Raw genomic sequence first — 12,838 nt, 5'->3', positions numbered from 1 at the left:
AGCCGTGAACGTCGATCCCAGTTTCGTCTCCTTCGTCGAGGAACGATCGACCGCGCTGCTGCGTACGGCCTATCTGCTCACGGGGGACCGGGGCCACGCCGAGGATCTCCTGCAGACGGCGTTGCTGCGGACCCTGCGGCACTGGCGGCGGGCGCGGGACGCACCTGAGTCCTACGTCCGCCAAGTGCTCGTGAACCTCTCCCGCGACCGGATCCGGACGCTGCTGCGCCGCCCGCGGGAGCTGCCGCTGCCGCCCGACCCGGACGCCCTGCGCTCGGCCGACCCGGCAGCCGACCGGTTCGGCGAGCGGCAGGAGATCGCCCAGGTCCTCCGCGTCCTGCCGATCCGCCAGCGCCAGGTCGTCGTGCTGCGGTTCTTCGAGGACCTCACCGTCGAGCAGACCGCGCGCCTGCTCGGCTGCTCGACCGGAACGGTCAAGTCCTACACCTCCCGGGGCCTCGCGCGGCTGCGGGAACTGCTCACCGACCTGAACACGGAGGCACACCATGCTCACCGATGAACAACTGGCCGAACACCTCGGCGCGCGGCTGAAGGCGGAGACGGCGGGCATCACCTCGTCACCCGACCTCGTGCGTACGCTGCACCGGGCCCAGGTACGCCACGTCTGGGCGGTACGCGCCGGCGTCGCGGTCCCGGCCGTCGCGGTGGCGGTGTCGCTGGTCGCCTCCGGGGTCGCCGACCGGCCGGGACAGATCACCGCCGGCCGACCGGCTGCCAGCGCGGCACCGTCCATGGTGGACGTCGCGTACGTCCAGGCGAACACGGTCAAGGCACTGGCGGCCGCGTCCGACAGCCTCGTACGCGCCAAGGGCTCCGCCGCCGCCGTCGGCCTCTTCGAGCTGACCATGGACCGGTCGACGGGCCGCTTCCGGTCCGACGGGTACCGCGACGGCCGCAAGGTGGCCTCCGGCGGGCTCACGGCCGACCTGCACACGATGCTCCTCGTGAACTACGAGAACCGGACCTGGTCGGCCACGCCGGTCACCATCACCCCGTCGGGCGGCATCCCGAAGAGCCCGTTCTCCGATCCGCAGGAGATCCGGGACGCGCTGACGAACGGGAAGGCGGTGCTCGTCGGCAACGAGAAGGTCGACGGGCGCGACACCGTCCACCTCCGCCTGTCCGGCCACCCGTCGGCGACGGGCCCCGGCGTGGACCTCTGGGTCGACGCCACCAGCTACCTGCCCGTACGCACGGCGTACGTCATGGCGAAGCCGGCGACCGGGATGGTGCTCGACTACACCTGGCTGGAGCGCACCGACGAGAACCTCGCCGCGCTGAACCTGACCGTGCCGGCCGGATTCCGCCGGGTCTGAACAGTCCGGGGCTCCGAAGAGAGAACCGAACAGCAGGGGAGGGTGTGCCGGTCACGCCCTCCCCTCGCCGAGCGCTTCGGCCACGGTCGCGCGTACGCCGAGCACCTCCGTCAGCCCCGTCACCGCCATCATGCGGACGATGACAGGCCGGGTGACGACCACGCGCAGGCCGGCACCCTGGTCGATGAGTGCGTCGCGGGTCTGGAGGAGCACCTGCAGACCGCAGGCTCCCATGAACGACAACGGGGTCAGATCGCAGACGAGCAGGCGTACGCCGCTGTCGGGCAGGACCAGGGCGGCCCGCATCGCGGCTTCGGTGCGGATGTCGACGGTGCCGGTCAGTTCGACGACGACGGCTGCGGGCGCCGGGGCGTACCGGCGGACGGTCAGGCCTGACGGCAGGCTGGCGGGTACGGTCATCGTGGCCTCCGCGACGGACAGCCGCACCGCGACGACGCCCGCCACCGCTCCACGGCGGAGCGACGGCGGCCGGCCTCGGCGGCAGGCGACTCAACTCGACAGGGCACACAGCTGACTTCGTAACCGTGAGCGTCCGCCACTGTAGTGAGTGGCCGCGCGGCGGCACAAGTCCGCCATTTCACCAACAGATGCCCGTTCGTCCGTTTGCCCGCGTCCTCCCCGGGTACGCCGTCGCCGCCGGGAGCGGTATCGGTGGCACCGGCCGGTCCGGGGTGTTCGGAAGGAAGCGCCCCGGCGGGTTGCCCGGCCACCGTTCCCGCTCCCGGCGCGTACCCCCGCCGGGTCGGTCGGCGGTGAGATGCAGGTAACGCCAGCCTCCGCGTGCGGGGATCGCGTACCCCTCGGACAATGGGCTGGTGACCGACGACGACATCCTGGGCCTCGCACAAGAGCTGGCGGAGATCACACGGCTGGTGGACGACGACGACTACGGCGCCACCCTCGACCGCTTCGTGGCCAGGGTCGCGCGCATCATCCCGGGCTGCGACGACGCCATCCTCGTCGTGCGGGCCAACGGCGCGATGGAGACGGTCGCGGGCAGCGACAAGGGGTTCGACCTCGTCGCCGCCGGCCCCGTCGTCGAGGCGGCCACCTTCGCCGAACCCCGGCGGCTGGACAACGTCGGCACCGACCAGCGCTGGCCGACCTTCAGCACCTACCTCGCCAACGCCGGGTACCAGAGCTGCCTCGCCCTCCCGCTGGCCACCGAGGGGCAGGAGACGGCGGTGCTCACGCTGCTGTCGCGTACGGCGGACCAGTTCGTCGACACGGCGTACGACGTGGTCCTGCTGCTCACCCTGCACGCGGGAGTCGCGTTCGACAACGCCTCGCTCTACCACGACAGCACTCAGATCATCGCGCAGCTACGCGAGGCTCTGCGTACCCGATCGCTGGTGGGCCAGGCGCAGGGCATGCTGATGCGGCAGTTCGACATCGACGACGAGCAGGCGTTCGCCGCCCTGCGGCGCTCGTCGCAGAACAGCAACACCAAGGTCCGCGAGCTTGCCGCCCTGCTCGTGGCCGCGCACCACGACGGTGAGTTCGAGGCCGCGATCGCCAAGCTCGCGCTCACCGCGGCCGGCTGAACCCGGGAGTACGCGTCAGCAGTTGACGACGACGATCGTGAAGTACGAGGTGTGCGTCCCGTAGTCGAACGGTTCGCCGCAGTACCCGTAGGAGTACCAGCCGACGGCGGTCGTCTTGGCGGCGGTCGAGTAGTAGGTGTAGGTCACGCTCTGGTGCTGCCCCACAGGCGGCCCGGCGTACGCGGCGGCGGGGGTGGCCACCGCGAGGGCGCCGAGGGCGAGGACCGTGTAAAGGGTGCGTCGCAACATGATCGGAGTGTACGCCATCCATAGTCGGTCATCAATCAATGAGGGTGGCTGCGGCCAACGTCTGCGACGGGTTCGTCTCAATGGCACGGTCGCCGTCCGCAGCAGTCTCTTCGGACAGTCTTCGCCGAACTCGCTTGTCGCAGGGCGCCCGCCTGGTTACGTTGCTGATCGCTTGTGAAGATCTTTTTCGCGCTCAGTTTCCATGGGGGTCACCTTGCGCGTGTTTCGTGTCGCTGTCGCAGCGACGCTCGCGGCCACTGCGCTCGCTGCGCCGGCCGTTGCCAACGCCGCCGCGCCGACCGCGCCCTACAATGCAGTCTGGATCGATTCCGGGGACCGGGCACCCGGGTCTTCCCTCACGCTGGGCCTTGTCTATGACCAGAACAACGAAGTCCGGGGCAGTCTCACCGGCGAACTGGTCACCGTCGACAGTTACCAGAACGCTGTCGACTATTCCGGTTGGGTGGGCGTGACAGTCTCCCCACCGACCGGTCAGAAATGGGTCGTAGGCGAAACCTACACGAATCCGCAGCGGCTCAGCGTCGGCTACGACGGCATCGGGTGCGACGCAGCGGGTTCCACCGTCAAAGCCACACAGGTCCTGCGGGATGAGAACGGAGCCTTGACCGGCATCGCGTTGGAAGTTCTCGCGCGGTGCAGTACGGATCCGGCCGAACCGCCGGTGAAGATCGGGGTCCGCTGGCACTCGACGCTGGACTATGCGGCGGTGAGCTGGGCCACCAACGGTGCCGACTTCGGCGACCAGCCCCAGAACAACACCGGCACTCCGACTACGCTCACATACACGGCTCACGGCAGCATCGCATCGGTCATGGGCGCCATGGCGGTCACCGGTGCGAGTCCGTCTTCCTTCCTGCTTTCCGACGACACGTGCTCGCAGGCGACGTTGACGTATGGCCAGTCCTGCTCGGTCAAGGTCACACCACATCCTGTGGGCATCGGCCTGCAGAAGGCGACGCTCACCATTCCGGACAACAGCGTCGCCGGACACCACACCATCTACCTGTCGCTGAACGGCGTCGACGATCGAGCGGTGGTCGTCACCCCCGACCAGCTCCGGTTCAACCTCAGCGAAGTCGGTCTGAACAGCGCCCCACAGCCGGTCACGGTGAAGGTCACCGGTCCCGCATCGGTCACCTTCGGGACGGCGTCCATCGATGGGACCGATGCGAACTCGTTCCTGATCGCCGCCGACACCTGCTCGGGCACCACGGCGAGCACCAACGGCACCTGCTCGCTGCAGGTGGTGGCGAACCCGAAGCGGACCGGACCAGTGGCCGCGACCCTGGTGGTGCCGGACAACAGCGTCGCGGGCTCGCACCTCGTCTACCTGACCGCCGAAGGCGTCATGGAACAGGGCGGCACCTACTTCCCCGTGCAGCCTCAACGGCTTCTGGACACCCGCTCCGGTCTGGGCGCCCCCAAGGCTCCCGTCAAGGCCGGCGGGGTGATCCATCTGCAGGTGAGCAACGGCAGCCCGTCGATCGGCGTATCCGCCGTGGTGCTGAACGTGACTGTCACCGGTCCCACGACCAGCGGGTTCGTCACCGTCTACCCCACGGGCAAACCGCGGCCGACCACGTCGTCGCTCAACTTCCCGAAGGGCTGGACCGGCGCGAACTCCGTCACGGTCGCTGTGGGTACGGGCGGCAAGATCGACCTGTACAACAACAGCGGCTCCACGCACCTCATCGTCGACATCGTCGGATCCTACGCAGCCAACGCCAACGGCAACGAGATCCGCGTGGGCGGCGAATACCAGCCCTTCCAACCCAAACGCCTGATCGACACCCGGCAGGGCGGATCCGGCAAGCTACCCGCCGGCTACGCGGCCCACATCCCGGTCAACTTCGGCGCCGATGTCAATCCCCACGTCAGGGCGTACGCCGTCAACGTGACGGTCGTCAACCCCGCCAAGGCCGGTTTCCTCACCACCTGGGACGGCATCAACGATCTGCCCAAGGCTTCCACGCTGAACTACGCGACCAACGCCACGGTGTCGAATTTCGCGATCGTCCCGACCCACCCCTGCTCGGTATGCACCGGCAGCGGCCACAACCTACCGTCGATCGGGGTCTACACCTCCAGCACCACACATGTCATCGTGGACATCTTCGGCTTCTACGACGACAGCACCCTCGGCGACGGCCTGCGCTTCAAACCGATGACCCCGGTCCGCATCGCCGACAGCCGAATCGGGCAGGGCACCCCGCACGCCCTCACGAGCGGCGCCACCGCCACCATCACCACTCCGGGCAGCATCGCGGACAGCCAGACGTACGCCCTCGCGCTCAACGTCACCGCGATCACCCCGACGAAGAACACCTACCTGGCGGTGTGGCCGGACGGGATCGCCGAGTTCGGCAAACCCGGCGTCAGCAACGTCAACGCCAACGCAGGCACCGTCGTGCCCAACGCCGTCGCAACGCTGATCGGGCCCGGCGCCGCCTTCAACGTCTACAACCAGACCGGCACCACCGACATCTGCGTGGACGTCGTAGGCAGCTTCTACTACTACCCATATGCGAAGCCCTACCCAGACCCCTTCCAGAGGGACCAGAGCACCAACAGCTTCGTACCGGCGAGCCATGTGCCGACCCTCGAACAGCCCGGTCCAGTCATCGGCCCCGCCGCGTAAGCAGGGCCACCCGGATGGCCGTGTTCCCTTGGGGGCGCGGCCATTTCAATGAGCATCCTTTCAAGCCGGCAACTTCCGGGAGTACGCGTCAACCAAGGCTCTTACCAGCGGACAAGGTGTGGGCATCAGATGGAATTGCGAGAGATCGAGATCTTCCTGACGCTCGCCGAAGAACTCCACTTCGGACGGACCGCCGAGCGGCTGCACCTGACCCAGTCACGGGTCAGTCAGTCGATCAAGAAGCAGGAGCGCAGGCTGGGAGCTCCGCTGTTCGATCGCAACAACCGGATGGTGCGGCTGACCGATCTCGGCGTACAGCTCCGGTCGGACCTGGTGCCCGGGTACCGGCAGATCCAGGACGCCGTCGCCAGAGCATCGGCGACGGGGCGAGGGCTCGCCGGGGTGCTGCGCGTGGGTGTGCAGGCAGCCTGGTCCGGGGATCTCGTCCTGGCGGCGGCGACGGCGTTCGCCGCCGCGAACCCGGACTGCGACGTCCAGATCCGCGAAGTGCCGCTCAGCGATCCGTTCGGCGGTCTGCACTCCGGTCAGCTCGACCTCCAGCTCACCGTCCGCCCGGCCGAGGAGGCGGGCCTGACCGCCGGGCCGATCGTCTTCTCGCTGCCCCGGGTGCTCGTCATCGCCGCCGGCCATCCTTTCGCCCAACGATCGGCGATCAGCATGGAAGACCTGGCCGACGTACGCATGCTGACCGTCGCCGGAACGCCGGACTACTGGATCGATCATCACCTTCCGGCGCGTACGCCCGGGGGACGTCCCATTCTGCGCGGCTCCGCGGTGTCGGAGTGGGAGACGGCCTGGTCGCAGGTCGCCTCCGGGAAAGGCGGTTTCATCGCCGGAAACTGGGCGGCCGGCGACCGCTACCACTACAGCCGGTCGGGCCTGGCCTTCGTGCCGATCATCGATGCGGCCCCTGTGGAATGGGGGCTTCTGTGGCGTACCGATGCCGAGACGGTCATGCTGACGTCGTTCGTCCGAGCCGTTCTCGCGCAGCGCGAGGCGCTGCTCTCCGATGATGAGCCGCACTCATCGCATCATTCCGAAGGCGTCGTTGTTCGGCGTCCGGACTCCTTGAAGACTGAGATCGACAGGCGCTCAGCCGGATCTTCCACCAAGGAGAAAAAGATGAAAGCGAACGTGAGCTCGATCCTTCTTGGTGTCGGGGACATGGAGCGGACCAAGCAGTCCTACACCGAGGGTCTGAGCTGGACGATCGAACGCGACTTCGGACTGTCGGTGTTCTTCGCCCTGGACGGCGGTCCGCTGGTCGGCTTCTACGGCCGTGAGGGCCTGGCCGCCGAGATGGGCACCAGTCCCGAGGGCAGCGGCTTCAGCGGACTCGCCCTCACCTACGTCGTGCGTACTGAGGAACGGGTCGACGAGATCCTCGCGGAGGCCGAGAAGGCCGGAGCGACGATCCTGAAGCCCGCCGCGGCAACACCGTGGGGCGGATACGGCGGCACGTTCGCCGATCCGGACGGCTACATCTGGAGCATCGGCTACAGTGCCCAGGCCGAGGGCCAGCCGTACGCGGAATGACCGATCTATCCTGATGACCTGAGCCTCAAAACCGGTTAGGGGTACACCGTGAAGTTTCGCGCCCTCGTCGAGCCGCCCGAGCCCATGCACGGGCTGGAAGTCCCGGTGGCGGTGGTGGAGTCGCTCGGCGGGGGCGCGCGACCGCCGGTGATCATCACGGTCAACGGGCACTCCTGGAAGAGCCGGGTCGCCATCTTGCGAGGCCGGCATCTACTCGGCCTCAGCAACCACAACCGGCAGGCCGCCGGCGTCGCGATCGGCGAGGAAGTCGAGGTCGAGCTGGAACTCGACACGGAGCCGCGGGTCGTCGTCGAGCCCGAGGACTTCGCCCAGGCACTCGACGGCGACCCGGTCGCCCGCGCCGCGTACGACGGTCTCGCCTACAGCCACAAGCGCGAGCATGTGCGCGCCATCGAAAGCGCGAAGCAGCCGGAGACTCGCCGGCGGCGCATCGAGAAGGCCATCGCCACCCTGCGGGGCTGACCCGGGGAAGGCTCCGGCGGCGACCCACCGAGGGAACAGGGATCAGGTCTGCGGGGCGATGGCGCGCCGTGGCCGGGTGGCCAGCGTGACCAGGAGCGAAGCCGAGGTCAGCACCGTGCCGAACCAGAACGCCGCGCGTACGCCGGCCGAGGAGTGATCGGCGACCAGCCCGCCGAGCAGGGCGCCCATGGCGATGGAAGTGTTGTACGCCATGGTGTTCAGCGACATGGCGGCCTCGAACGTGCCGGGCGCGGCGGCGAGCGTCAGGTTGATCTGGCACAGGTTGATGGCGCCGTAGGAGAGTCCCCAGAGGACGACCGCGGCGATCAGGCCGGCGGGCCGGTCGCCGATGACGAGCATCACGAGGAGGGCTGTGACGAGCCCGGCGCAGGCGACGGTGAAGCTGGCCCGCAGGTTCCGGGTCACGGTGTGGCCGGCGATGAAGTTCCCCGCCGCGCCGCCCAGGCCGTAGATGATCAGAAGAGCGGTGACGAAGCCCGGCGTCGCGGAGGTGGTCGTCTCCGCGAACGGCCGGATGAACGTGTACGCGCCGAAGTGGCCCAGCACGAACAGCATGACGATCAGCATCACCTGACGCAGCCGGGCGTTGTGGCGGGGCAGTCCGAAGACCTCGCGTACCGGGACCGCGTTCGCCGAGGGCAGGGACGGGACGAGTGCGACGACCGAGAGCAGGGCCAGCGCGCCGAGGCCGCTCCAGAGCAGGAACGTGGACCGCCAGTCGGTGAGGCTTTCCAGGAGCGTACCCAGCGGGATGCCCACGACCGTGCCGATCGAGATGCCGGACAGGGTGACGGCTGCCGCTCGGCTTGCGCGGTGCTCGGGTACGAGGCGCATCGCCATGCCCACGCCGATGGCCCAGAACACGCCGTTGGCGAAGCCCATGACCAGCCGGGTCGTCAGCAGCAGCGGGAAGGTGGGCGCAATAGAGGTGATCAGGTTGCCCAGCACCAGTACAGCGAGCAGCGCGATCAGCAGCGTTCTCCGGTTGATCCGGCGTGTCCAGGCGACGATGAACGGTACGCCGAGCCCGGCGGACACGCCGTACAGCGTCACCGTCAGGCCGGCGATGCCGACGGAGACGTCCAGGCTGTTGCTCAGCGGTGTGAGGAGACCCACGGGCATGAGTTCGGTGGTGATGAAGACGAACAGGCTGGCCGTGATGGCGGCGACGCCGAGCCAGCCGCGGGCCGGCGACGATGGGCGTACGGGGTGGATCGACATGTTCGTAGTCTTGCCGCGCCATGATCCATGAGTCCAACACATGTTTGTCACCCCATCCATCGTGAAGCAAGATGGATCTATGGAGCTTCAGCAGCTGCGCTACGTCGTCGCGGTCGCCGAGACGAGCAGTTTCACCCGGGCCGCGGAACAGTGCCGGGTGGTGCAGTCCGCGCTCAGCCACCAGATCGCCCGCCTGGAGCGCGAGCTGGGCGGCAAGCTGTTCGAGCGGACGAGCCGCCGGGTCCGCCTCACCCCCGCCGGTGACGCGTTCCTGCCGGCCGCCCGCCAATGCCTGGAAGCAGCCGACCGTGCGGCCGCGGAGGTCGCCGCCGCCGTCGGCGTGGTCCGCGGCAGACTGGTCATCGGCCTGATCCCGACCATCGCCGCGGTCGACGTCCCGGCCGCCCTGCGCGAGTTCCGCCGCCGGCACCCGTCGGTACACGTACGTCTGCGGGTGGACGCCAGCGAGCGACTCGTCGACCAGGTACGCGAAGGCATCCTCGACGTGGCTTTCCTGGGGCTGCCCGCCACGGTCGAACCGGTCGGTGTCCAGGCCCGCAGACTCGCCGGCGACCGCCTCGTGGCCGTCCTCGGCCCCGAACACCCGCTCGCCCGCGCAGCAGTGCTCGACCTGCGCCGGCTGTCCGGCGAGCCCTTCGTCGACTTCACCGCCGGGACCGCCGGGCGAGCCCAGTCCGATCAGGCGTTCGCCGCCGCGGGAGTCACCCGCGACGTCGCCTTCGAGGTGACCACCCCCGACCTCATGGCCCAGCTGGTCGAGCAGGGCCTCGGCGTGGCACTACTGCCCTCGGCGTACGCGCCCCGGCTCGCTGGGGTGGTGACGGTCGAGGTCAGCGACGCTCCCATGCGCGTCGAGTACGTCGTCTCCCGCCTCCTCAGCCGTACGCCGGCCGCGTCGGCCTTCCTCGATCTGCTGGGATCGGACCGGCCCGCTGAAGATCTGGCGCGGCCCGCCACCGCCGCAAGCTGAAACCAGCTGATTCCGGTGAGCCCGCTGAGGTGCATCGCCGACCACAATGCATCAAAGCCGCCCACCCGTCTTTCGACGAATGAGCGGCTCCGATTTGGTGCGCCGCCAGGGACTTGAACCCCTAATCCCTTGTGCCCCTTGGAAATTGGGCAGTTGCGCACCAAATAGGACCCTGACCTGGGCTTTCATTCTTGGTCAACCTTGGTCGTTCTTGACCGGCTGTGAAGCTCATTCTTAACGGCTGCCTTAACGGATGATCTTGTGGCTGTCGCGTTAAGGATGAACTCCGCGACGCGACTTGTCCTACTTCGCCCGGTAGTCGCGACCCCTTACAGGTTGTCCGCTTGGCCGCGTGGCTTGGAAGCGGGCTACGGCGTGGAGGCGGCCTCTCGACGCTCGCTAGATCCGCGAAGCCGATCTTGAAATGATCCCGAATAGGTCCATCGTTGCAAGCACGACATCGACCGATGATCGATTGGGCCGTCGACGTGATAACACGCTGGAAGCGATGCGGTCCACGGTAGAGCTACTCGATGCGTTCCGGCTTATCGAGACCGGCTAGCCGGCGGGCGACTTGGGCGAACGGAGATGGCCGGGGTCCGACGCCTAGGCGGTGTTGCGTCGCTGCGAGGCGTGCTGCCAGTTTCGCGAATCGGAGCGGAACGGGCGGTTGGCCATCGCGCTCTTCGGAGAGGTTAAGTTCGTCGATGTACCGCAGGTCTGGCGGCAGTTGCGGCGGGAGGATGTTGCGGATGAGCATGATCCGCCGGGTCTGGAAGAGCTCGCTCTGCGCTCGGGCGAGGGCGTGGTCCGCTCGGTCGATCTGCTCGTGGGAGTGTTGCCTGACGGCCTCTGTCATATGGACCTCGCGGTCGGCCTCGGCGAGCGCATAGGCAGCCTGTTTGGCGGCTTCCCTGTCACCGCTTTCTGTGGCGGTCGCCAAGTGCGCGCGGATTTCCTCGCGTCGGTGGAGTCGATCGAAGTGCGCATGCTCGTAGGTGGCTTCAGACTCGCGCGCAAGGTAGGACTGCTGCCGGGCGGCGAGTAGGCGTCCGAGTGCTTGCTCATGGACGACAAGGGAGGCGAATACGGCTTTGCCGTACTCCGGTTCGTCGGAGAGGGGCGAGGCCGAGATCGTCCGCTCTATCTGATCTTGAAGGTCGGCTATCAGCCGGGGCAGCAGATTTACCGCTAGTAGCAGTTCGTCGCCGGTCTCGTTGGCTTCGTCCTCGGCGCCAGCCTCTTGAGCCTCGTGCAGACGCGCGATGTTCTCCACGAGCCGGCCGATGTGCTGGCTGATCGCGTCAGCGACCTGGACTGCGGGCTGGCTGCGGCGCCTCGCCTCGGCCGGTGGGAGGGATGCTTGGAAGAAGTCGTGCTCGGCGCCGTGCGTGCCAACGGGGGCGCCGGGAAGTACGGCTTCGAAGGTCTCCTGTGCCAGGGCCCATTTCCAGGCTTGTGCGGCGGTGGTGTGGACCTCGGGTGTCAGGGCGATGTGATCGTTTAGCTGTTCTACGGGCAGGAGCAGGCGGTTGGGCGTCACTCGGAGAGCTAGCGCGAGGGCGACGAGGTCGTCCGCTGACACGGCCCGGTCATCTTTTTCGATCTTGGTGATGCCGCTTGGGAGAATGCGGTGCCCGAGCTTTTCCAGACGCTCGGACAGGCCACGGACTCCGAGGCCCTGCTGCCGGCGCAGGGCGGCGACGTTTGCGGCGACGAGACTCCGAGGTGTTTCCATAACGGAAACGCTAGCATCCGCTTGACGAACACTACAACCCTCGCTCATGATGGAGAACACGCGGTACCGGAAGCCGAACATGGTGATCGGATTTCGGAAACGGCTCAGCACGCTTGGGTGGAAGATCCTGGTCAAGCGGTCAGCGGAGCGGCGGAGGATGGTTCGGAAGGTCGCTCTCCGCAGCGGCGCGGACCGGCAAGCACAAAAAACGGCCCCTTGCGGGGCCGTCCTCGGCGTATCTCTCGCCGTTGTCTACCGGGGACAGTACACGCTCCCGGCCGGGAACACCACTGAAAGCGCTGCATACGCGACCCGAGCCATCCGCCACGCGCGACTCGGAGCACCGATCGAAGGGGTGAGTTCGAGTTGGCCATGGTGACCGCATACATCGACGGCTTCAACCTGTACTACGGCATGAAGTCGGCGTACCGGCGCAAGTACATGTGGCTCGACGTCGTCGAGCTGGTGCGTCAGCTGCGCCCCCACGACCAGGTGCAGGTCGTGCGCTACTTCACGGCCATCGTCAAGGAAGAGCCAGCCGCCGCCGCGAACCAGACGACCTACCTCGACGCCCTCCGGACTCACAACGGCGCGCTGGTCGACGTGCGCGTAGGCCGCTTCAGGAACAAGACCATCGGCCGGTGCAAGGTCTGCCGCAAGGACTTCCTGTGCACCTGCCCCACGACGTACCAGACCTACGAGGAAAAGGAGACCGACGTCGCCCTCGGCGTGGCCATGGTCGAGGACGCCGCTCTCGGCGTCGGCGACGTCTCCCTGCTGATCAGCGCCGACTCCGACATGCTCCCGGCCGTCCGATCCCTCCAACGCATCGCACCCAACCGCCCGGTGTATGTGGCCTTGCCGCCGTCCAACCAGCCCCGGTTTCGATCCATCCAAGGCGCCGGCGTGTTCTACATCCGGGAATCCGCACTGAGTAAGGCGCAGCTGCCACCCGCGATCAATGACGCCACTGGCCGCAAGTACGCCCGCCCCGTCAAGTGGAGCTGAAGGCACAGC

The 12,838-nt window shown here is 67.8% G+C and carries 12 protein-coding genes; 8 read left to right on the top strand and 4 right to left on the bottom strand.

Features of this window, described 5'->3' with window-relative positions; all coding sequences use genetic code 11:
• The first annotated feature begins 4 nt into the window (after nt 1–4).
• On the top strand, nt 5–520 hold the full coding sequence (locus G401_RS0120365; RefSeq protein WP_034592361.1) for a SigE family RNA polymerase sigma factor: 516 nt from the start codon (nt 5–7) through the stop codon (nt 518–520).
• Nucleotides 507–1,337, top strand: coding sequence for a hypothetical protein (locus G401_RS0120360; protein WP_027343955.1), 831 nt, complete (start codon nt 507–509; stop codon nt 1,335–1,337). The genes G401_RS0120365 and G401_RS0120360 overlap by 14 nt, the downstream gene beginning before the upstream one ends.
• Nucleotides 1,338–1,388: 51 nt before the next feature.
• Here G401_RS0120360 and G401_RS47085 read toward each other — a convergent pair whose 3' ends face one another.
• Nucleotides 1,389–1,757 carry an anti-sigma factor antagonist gene (locus G401_RS47085; protein ID WP_157545968.1) on the bottom strand — a complete coding sequence of 123 codons (369 nt, stop codon included), beginning with the start codon at nt 1,755–1,757 and terminating at the stop codon, nt 1,389–1,391.
• Between the two features lie 416 nt (nt 1,758–2,173).
• On the opposite strand from G401_RS47085, the gene G401_RS0120350 reads away from it, so the two are divergent.
• Nucleotides 2,174–2,902 (top strand): GAF and ANTAR domain-containing protein, encoded by a 729-nt coding sequence (locus G401_RS0120350; protein ID WP_051366902.1) that lies wholly within the window; start codon nt 2,174–2,176, stop codon nt 2,900–2,902.
• 15 nt (nt 2,903–2,917) lie between these two features.
• Here G401_RS0120350 and G401_RS0120345 read toward each other — a convergent pair whose 3' ends face one another.
• Entirely contained in the window at nt 2,918–3,151 is a 234-nt protein-coding gene (locus G401_RS0120345; RefSeq protein WP_157545965.1) for a hypothetical protein, read from the bottom strand.
• Between the two features lie 622 nt (nt 3,152–3,773).
• Here G401_RS0120345 and G401_RS0120340 point away from each other — a divergent pair.
• The 3 genes from G401_RS0120340 to G401_RS0120330 all read left to right on the top strand — a co-directional run bounded on the left by G401_RS0120340 (nt 3,774) and on the right by G401_RS0120330 (nt 7,850).
• A complete protein-coding gene (locus G401_RS0120340; protein WP_211240787.1) occupies nt 3,774–5,810 on the top strand; it encodes a choice-of-anchor D domain-containing protein in 2,037 nt (678 codons plus the stop codon).
• Between the two features lie 129 nt (nt 5,811–5,939).
• Nucleotides 5,940–7,367, top strand: coding sequence for a LysR substrate-binding domain-containing protein (locus G401_RS57140; protein WP_064741807.1), 1,428 nt, complete (start codon nt 5,940–5,942; stop codon nt 7,365–7,367).
• Nucleotides 7,368–7,415: 48 nt separating this feature from the next.
• Nucleotides 7,416–7,850, top strand: coding sequence for a YdeI/OmpD-associated family protein (locus tag G401_RS0120330; RefSeq protein WP_027343951.1), 435 nt, complete (start codon nt 7,416–7,418; stop codon nt 7,848–7,850).
• A gap of 42 nt (nt 7,851–7,892) precedes the next feature.
• Here the strand turns inward: G401_RS0120330 and G401_RS0120325 are convergent, their stop codons facing one another.
• Nucleotides 7,893–9,092 (bottom strand): MFS transporter, encoded by a 1,200-nt coding sequence (locus G401_RS0120325; RefSeq protein WP_027343950.1) that lies wholly within the window; start codon nt 9,090–9,092, stop codon nt 7,893–7,895.
• Nucleotides 9,093–9,171: 79 nt separating this feature from the next.
• Here G401_RS0120325 and G401_RS0120320 point away from each other — a divergent pair, with 79 nt between their 5' ends.
• Entirely contained in the window at nt 9,172–10,083 is a 912-nt protein-coding gene (locus tag G401_RS0120320; protein WP_027343949.1) for a LysR family transcriptional regulator, read from the top strand.
• Nucleotides 10,084–10,609: 526 nt separating this feature from the next.
• On the opposite strand, the gene G401_RS55990 is transcribed toward G401_RS0120320, so the two are convergent.
• Nucleotides 10,610–11,956: a helix-turn-helix domain-containing protein gene (locus tag G401_RS55990; RefSeq protein ID WP_157545962.1), complete on the bottom strand. Its 1,347-nt coding sequence runs from the start codon at nt 11,954–11,956 to the stop codon at nt 10,610–10,612.
• A 237-nt stretch (nt 11,957–12,193) separates the two neighbouring features.
• Between G401_RS55990 and G401_RS0120310 the strand changes: the two genes are divergently transcribed.
• On the top strand, nt 12,194–12,829 hold the full coding sequence (locus tag G401_RS0120310) for an NYN domain-containing protein (protein WP_027343948.1): 636 nt from the start codon (nt 12,194–12,196) through the stop codon (nt 12,827–12,829).
• The last annotated feature ends 9 nt before the right edge of the window (nt 12,830–12,838 follow it).

This window comes from Hamadaea tsunoensis DSM 44101 (genome assembly GCF_000428945.1).
GTDB classification, from domain to species: Bacteria; Actinomycetota; Actinomycetes; order Mycobacteriales; family Micromonosporaceae; genus Hamadaea; species Hamadaea tsunoensis.
This window is presented reverse-complemented; position numbering and strand designations above follow the sequence as displayed.